Source organism: Pseudomonas sp. HMWF006, assembly GCF_003061205.1.
Lineage (GTDB): Bacteria > Pseudomonadota > Gammaproteobacteria > Pseudomonadales > Pseudomonadaceae > Aquipseudomonas > Aquipseudomonas monsensis.
On record NZ_QAIU01000587.1, the window covers coordinates 3,412 to 8,984 of the forward strand.

A 5,573-nucleotide genomic window follows, 5' to 3' on the forward strand; every position below is an offset into this window, starting at 1 on the left:
GCCGCCAGCGCCGGCTGGATAAGGACATCCGACGGTTTCAGGGCCGCGAGTTGCTCTTCGGAGTTGCGCCGGGTCATCAGGGTGATCGACTGGTTCAGTACGTCGACCACGGTGGTCAGCTGCTTGCTGTTGCGCAGGGGCGTTCCGATATCGACGACGATGGCGACGTCGACCCCCATTTCCCGCGCCACGTCGAGGGGGATGTTGTCGGTCATGCCGCCGTCCACCAGCAACCGGCCATCGAGTTCCACCGGGGCGAACACCGCCGGGATCGACATGCTGGCGCGAATCACCTGGGGCAGGTGACCCTTGCGGAACACCACTTTTTCGCCATTGGCGATGTCGGTGGCCACGGCGCGGAACGGGATCGGCAGCTTGTCGAAATCCCGTGTATCGCTGGTATGCGCCAGCAGGCTCTCCAGCAACAGTGCGAGGTTCTGCCCCTGAATCACCCCCAGCGGCAGGCCGAGGCTGCCGTCGTCGCGAAAGCTCAGTTTCTGTTTCACCAGAAAGTCGCGGTCATCCTGCTTGCGCCGAAACGGCACGTCTTCCCGGGGCGGGGCGTCGGACAGCGCCTGTTGCCAGTCGATGTTCAGGGCGAGTTTTTCCAGCTCGTCGATCTTGTAGCCCGAGGCATAAAGGCCGCCGACCACCGCGCCCATGCTGGTGCCGGCAATCGCGTCGATCTTGATACCTTGCTCTTCCAGCGCCTTGAGCACGCCGATGTGCGCCAGGCCACGCGCAGCGCCACCGGACAGCACCAGGCCGACTTTTGGCCGCGTAGCTTCGTTGGCAGGGGCGCTGGCGTGAACGAACAAGGGCAGGAAACCAAGCAGCAGGCAGAGCAGCAGACGGCGCATTGTGAGTCTCGGGGCAAACTGTAAAGCCGGCTATTATAGCGGCGCCCTCTGTCTCAGGAGTTTCAGCGAACATGACCGCCGCAAAAGCAGAAGTTGTCATCACCTATTGCACGCAATGCCAATGGCTGTTGCGCGCCGCATGGCTGGCCCAGGAGTTGCTCAGCACCTTTGCCGACGACCTCGGCAAAGTCTCGTTGGTGCCGGGCACCGGCGGGGTGTTTCACATCACCTGCGCTGGCGTGCAGATCTGGGAGCGCAAGGCCGACGGTGGCTTTCCCGAAGCCAAAGTGTTGAAGCAACGGGTGCGCGATCAGATCGACCCTGACCGCGACCTCGGCCACAACGACCGCACTCAGTGAGACGCGGCCTCGGCGGCGACGGTTTTCTTGTCCGCATGGCCTGACATCCGCGCCGACACGACGATCGCGACGATGATCAGCGCACCACCGAGCAACATCCGCAGTGTCGGGTTCTCATCAAACAGCAGCCAGGCGACGGTGATGCCGTAAACCGGCTCCATCGCAAACACCACCGCTGCCGTGCGCGCCTTGATCACCGCCAGACTGGCCACGAACAGGCTGTGGGCCACCCCGGTGCAGAACACCCCGAGCAGGCCGATCCACAGCCAGTCCAGTGCGCGCACTTCGCTGAGTTGCGGCGCCGCGACCGGCAGCAGGCACACGGCGACCACGACGTTCTGACACAGCGCCGCCTGCACCGCCGGGATGCGCCCGGAGCTGGCACGATTGGTCAGTGACAGCAGGGAAAACAACAGGCCGGACAGCACCGCCCAAAGCAGGCCGGTGGTCGCGCCACTGGCCAGATCGAACGCCGGCGTCACCAGCACCAGACCGACCGTGACCAGCACCACCAGCACGATCTCGTTGGCGCGGATGCGTTCGCGGAAGATCAGCCCTTCGAGAATCACCGTGAACGCCGGGAAACTGGCAAAGCCCAGCGTCGCAATCGCCACTCCGGCGATTTTTACCGAAACGAAAAAGCTCACCCAATGCCCGGCCAGCAACACACCGCTGAGGGCGAGGCGTCGCCAGTCCACAGCCTGGAGTTTTTGCCAGCCGTTCTGGCTGGCAAAACGGGCAAAAAAAGCCAGGGCGAGCACGGCGAACGCGGCACGGCCGAACACGATCACGGCAGGTGATGCCGCAGCGAGTTTGCCGAACACACCGGTCAGGCCGAACATCAGGGCGCCAATATGCAGGGCGCCAAGGGCGGTACGCGGGGTCATCGCAATCCTTAATTCAGGCACATATTCAACGGTAGGCGCAGCCTTCGGCGGCGCCTGCACATTGAATCGTATGCAGGCTGATAAGTCTGTCGGCAGACTAGCGTCTTTTGTTGCAGGACTCGCGCCGAAGCTGGCCGGGTGATGAACCGAACTCACGCAGGACTGCGGCTGAAAAAGCACTTTGCGAGGTATAGCCTACGCGGCTGCCTACTTCGCCGATCGGCAGTGCAGTGTCGCGTAACAGTCGCACCGCCAGATGCAGGCGCCGGCTGCGAATGTAGTCCATCGGCGTCTGTCCGCATTCGGCCATGAACCGCGCATGCAGGCGCGCGCTGGACAGGCCGGCGATGCGCGCCAGGTCGGCGACTTGCAGTGGATAGGCGGCGTATTGCTCGATGTGCGCGTCCAGCGCTGCGTAGGGCAGGCGGCGCGCGGCGAGTTCGGCCGGCCTGGCATGATTGAGGCTGGCCAGCAGCAACACGGCACCCTGGCGAGCGATCAGCGGATCACTGATGGGGCTGCTGGCCAGCCAGCTGACCAATTGGCTTTGCCCGGTATCCAGTGTCCGGCGCGCCGGATTGTCGAGCAGGCGGCGACTGGCCTCGGCATGCTCGCCCAATGACTCCGTTACCCACGGCCCCTCAGGGATGTCGAGCACCAGGCAGCGACTGCCATCAGGGCTGCCGCAGGCATGATGGGCGCCGGACGGGACGACCACGAAACTCTGCTGGCGCACCTGACTGCCCTGGCCCTCGACCTCGAAATCCAGCGCGCCCGATAACCCGAACACCAGTTGAGCGTGCTCGTGGCTGTGGACGATCAGATCATGGGTGTAGTCGCGCAGGGTGAGGATCGGTCGCATCGCAGTTCGTCTCCGAAGTGATCGCCAGTCTACACCGGCCCGCGCCGGATGCGTTGTCACAGGACTGACTCGCGCCTGTCATGGTCGATTAACCGGACGGGCGCACTCTGGCGAAAACATCGTAGAGGGTTGCCCATGACCAGCGCCGAGCTTGCCAAACCCAGCCGTAAACAGCGAGTGCGCACCTTGTGGATTTCCGACGTGCACCTGGGCACGCGGGATTGCCAGGCGGAACACTTGTCGACGTTTCTCAAGGGCTATCACGCCGACAAGATCTACCTGGTCGGGGACATCATCGACGGTTGGAAACTGCGTGGCGGCATGTATTGGCCACAAGCGCACACCAACGTGATCCGCCGCTTGCTGACCATGAGCAAGCGCGGCACCGAAGTGATTTACGTCACCGGCAACCACGACGAATTCCTGCGCCGCTATTCGAAGCTGATTCTGGGCAATATCCAGTTGGTCGACGAGGCGGTGCATGTCACGGCAGACGGGCGGCATTTGCTGGTGATTCACGGCGATCAGTTCGATGTGATCACCCGCTATCATCGCTGGCTGGCCTTCCTCGGCGATTCGGCCTACGAATTCACCCTGACCCTCAACCGCTGGCTCAATCACTGGCGTGCGCGGTATGGCTACGGGTACTGGTCGTTGTCGGCGTATCTCAAGCACAAGGTAAAAACCGCGGTGAGCTTCATCAGCGACTTCGAAGAAGCCATCGCCCATGAATGCGTGAAGCGCGAGCTTCATGGTGTGGTCTGCGGGCACATTCACCATGCCGAGATCCGCAAGGTTGGCGAGGTCGATTACCTCAATTGCGGCGACTGGGTGGAATCGTGCACGGCGTTGATCGAGCATTGGGACGGCACGATCGAGTTGTATCGCCTGGCGGATGCCCAGGCACGCGAAGCGCAGCTCAAGGCGGCTAAAGTCGCCGAACTGGCCTGAGTCTCGGATGGTTTAGAGGGCCTCATCGTTGGCAAGCCAGCTCCCACAGGTTTTGTGAACGGCACACAATCTTGTGGGAGCTGGCTTGCCAGCGATGAGGCCAGTACAAACAACATCAAGCGGTGGTGGTGTGTTCTTCCATTGCGGCTTTGTAAATCGAGTTCTTCGGCTGCGCAAACAGCCTTTCCACCATCGGCTCGAAGAAACTCAGCGGCAGGGTGTCATAGGCTGCATCAAACGCCGCCGCATCGTACTTGGCACAAAACTCGGCGGTCGCCTGGAACTGCGGGTGCTCTTTGAACTGCTCGCGCAGATGCCGATCCATGCCCAGGTGATGGAAGAAATAGTAGCCCTGAAAGATGCCGTGCTTCTCGACCATCCACAGGTTCTCGGCACTGACGAACGGCTTGAGGATCGCTGCGGCAATGTCCGGGTGGTTGTAGGAGCCCAAGGTGTCGCCAATGTCGTGCAGCAGCGCGCACACCACATATTCCTCATCGCGCCCGTCGCGCAAGGCTCGGGTTGCGGTTTGCAGCGAGTGGGTCAGGCGGTCCACCGGGAAGCCGCCGAAATCCCCTTCGAGCAATTTCAGGTGGGTCATGATCCGCGCCGGCAATTGTCTGGCGTAGGCACTGAAGTCCGCCGCAATGATTGCCCAGTCTTCCTGGGTGCCGTCTTTCATGTGGGTGAAACGGGCGTTGGCGCTCATCGGCCATCCTCGTCGGGTTGTTCAGAACGCCACGCGACCCAGAATCATGTCGCGGTACATGACGAAGTCGCCGAGCAGGCTGTACAGCGGATGCTGAAACGTCGCCGGGCGGTTTTTCTCGAAAAAGAAATGCCCGATCCAGGCGAAGCTGTAGCCGGCCAGCGGCAAGGCCAACAATAGCAGCCAGGCGCCTTTGGCGAGAGTCAGGGCCAGAATAAGGATCACCAGTGTCGTGCCGATGAAATGCAGGCGCCGACAGGTGCTGTTGCTGTGCTCGCTGAGGTAATACGGATAGAACTCAGCGAAGCTGTTGAAATGCTTTATGTTTTCCACGACCGCGTTCTCTGTGGTTATTGTTCTGGCGACGAGTTGTTCTGCGGGTAGCCTATTTGAGTCTAGAGTGATCATGGGGGTGGGCCAGTGACAATCGGCGCCACTTTAGTATCCTTCGCAAATCGGGCCGTAGCATGCGGGCCATCATGTAAAAGAAAAACGCCATGAGCGAACGAACGACTTCTGCAAGCTGGGCGATGGGGATTGTCAAAGCATTGGAGATGGACGGCCTGGATTGCCGGGCTCTGTTCAAGCAGCTGGGGCTCGATTACGCGGCTCTGGATGATCCGGATGCACGTTTCCCGCAAGATTCCATGACCCGCCTGTGGCAAAGGGCGGTCGAGTTGTCCGGTAACCCGGCGATCGGCCTGAACATGGGCAAAGTGGTGCGGCCGGCGTCGTTTCACGTCGCCGGCTACGCGTTGATGTCGAGCAACACGCTGGCCGAAGGCTTTCAACGTTTGGTGCGTTATCAACGGATCATTGCCGAAAGCGCCGACCTGAGTTTTCGCCTGCTCGATGAAGGTTATGCGCTGATTCTGACCGTGCACGGCGATCATCTGCCGCCGACCCGACAAAGCGCCGAAGCCTCGCTGGCCTGCGCGCTGGGCC

Annotated in this window: 7 protein-coding genes and 1 pseudogene; 3 read left to right on the forward strand and 5 right to left on the reverse strand. The window is 61.5% G+C overall.

Features of this window, described 5'->3' with window-relative positions; translation table 11 throughout:
• Positions 1-860, reverse strand: a pseudogene (locus tag DBR24_RS34050) (patatin-like phospholipase family protein); the annotation flags it as partial.
• A gap of 71 nt (positions 861-931) precedes the next feature.
• Between DBR24_RS34050 and DBR24_RS27105 the strand changes: the two are divergent.
• On the forward strand, positions 932-1,219 hold the full coding sequence (locus tag DBR24_RS27105; RefSeq protein WP_128616252.1) for a SelT/SelW/SelH family protein: 288 nt from the start codon (positions 932-934) through the stop codon (positions 1,217-1,219).
• On the opposite strand, the gene DBR24_RS27110 is transcribed toward DBR24_RS27105, so the two are convergent.
• Entirely contained in the window at positions 1,213-2,106 is an 894-nt protein-coding gene (locus DBR24_RS27110; protein WP_128616253.1) for a DMT family transporter, read from the reverse strand. The genes DBR24_RS27105 and DBR24_RS27110 overlap by 7 nt on opposite strands.
• A gap of 97 nt (positions 2,107-2,203) precedes the next feature.
• Entirely contained in the window at positions 2,204-2,968 is a 765-nt protein-coding gene (locus tag DBR24_RS27115; protein ID WP_128616254.1) for an AraC family transcriptional regulator, read from the reverse strand.
• 135 nt (positions 2,969-3,103) lie between these two features.
• Between DBR24_RS27115 and DBR24_RS27120 the strand changes: the two genes are divergently transcribed.
• Entirely contained in the window at positions 3,104-3,919 is an 816-nt protein-coding gene (locus DBR24_RS27120) for a UDP-2,3-diacylglucosamine diphosphatase (RefSeq protein WP_123465641.1), read from the forward strand.
• Between the two features lie 115 nt (positions 3,920-4,034).
• On the opposite strand, the gene DBR24_RS27125 is transcribed toward DBR24_RS27120, so the two are convergent.
• Together DBR24_RS27125 and DBR24_RS27130 are read right to left on the reverse strand one after the other, a co-directional pair.
• Positions 4,035-4,628, reverse strand: coding sequence for an HD domain-containing protein (locus tag DBR24_RS27125; RefSeq protein ID WP_128616255.1), 594 nt, complete (start codon positions 4,626-4,628; stop codon positions 4,035-4,037).
• Between the two features lie 21 nt (positions 4,629-4,649).
• Positions 4,650-4,961 (reverse strand): DUF962 domain-containing protein, encoded by a 312-nt coding sequence (locus tag DBR24_RS27130; protein ID WP_123465645.1) that lies wholly within the window; start codon positions 4,959-4,961, stop codon positions 4,650-4,652.
• 164 nt (positions 4,962-5,125) lie between these two features.
• On the opposite strand from DBR24_RS27130, the gene DBR24_RS34055 reads away from it, so the two are divergent.
• Positions 5,126-5,573, forward strand: a 448-nt coding sequence (locus tag DBR24_RS34055) for an AraC family transcriptional regulator (protein ID WP_256591894.1), incomplete at its 3' end; no start/stop codon positions are given.